The sequence below is a fragment of the Endobacterium panacihumi genome (assembly GCF_050847465.1).
Classification (GTDB): Bacteria; Pseudomonadota; Alphaproteobacteria; order Rhizobiales; family Rhizobiaceae; genus Neorhizobium; species Neorhizobium panacihumi.
Genome location: NZ_JBOZRA010000026.1, coordinates 1 through 453, shown reverse-complemented (window position 1 = coordinate 453; position 453 = coordinate 1). Strand labels below are relative to the sequence as shown.

Below are 453 nucleotides of genomic sequence, written 5' to 3'. Positions count from 1 at the left end.
CACCAACGCCACGCGTGGTGTTGCAGGCAGTTAATACTGTTGAAAGCACCAGAACAGAAAAGATCGCTGCAATTGTCTTCTTCACCATAACGTCTTCCTTTTAGGTAATGTTATTTATGTTTGCCTATAGCAAATTAATAATAGACAACATCGCCAAAAATGATGGAAATCTGATGATTTTTCGGAGGAGAAGAAAAATTAGCTGGCAGCGCGGGAGATGGAGTTGCCGAGATGTTTGATATCTTCGCCGAAACCGCGAGCGGTGTTACAGCCCGTGAGCAGCGCGCTGGCAAGCAAAACAAGAACGATAAGGCGTTTCATCATCTCTGACCTGAAAAAGTGATGGTGCAGCCTGCAGGCCGCACCACAACCGCATTACTTCACGCGAGAGACGTATTCACCAGAGCGGGTATCCACTTTGATGACTTCGCCGATCTGTACGAACAGCGGAAC

Annotated in this window: 2 protein-coding genes; both read right to left on the bottom strand. The window is 47.5% G+C overall.

Translation table 11 applies throughout. From position 1 onward, the window contains the following. Positions 1 to 198: 198 nt before the first annotated feature. Positions 199 to 321, bottom strand: a complete 123-nt coding sequence (gene ecnA / locus ACRQ1B_RS29185; protein ID WP_001316026.1) for a lipoprotein antitoxin entericidin A — start codon at positions 319 to 321, stop codon at positions 199 to 201. 54 nt (positions 322 to 375) lie between these two features. Next, on the bottom strand, positions 376 to 447 hold the full coding sequence (locus ACRQ1B_RS29180; protein ID WP_414738778.1) for a hypothetical protein: 72 nt from the start codon (positions 445 to 447) through the stop codon (positions 376 to 378). Positions 448 to 453: the final 6 nt, after the last annotated feature.

Bases quoted from the DNA above. Each gene is read 5' to 3' on its own strand.
- ecnA (WP_001316026.1), bottom strand. From the start codon at position 321: ATGAAACGCCTTATCGTTCTTGTTTTGCTTGCCAGCGCGCTGCTCACG.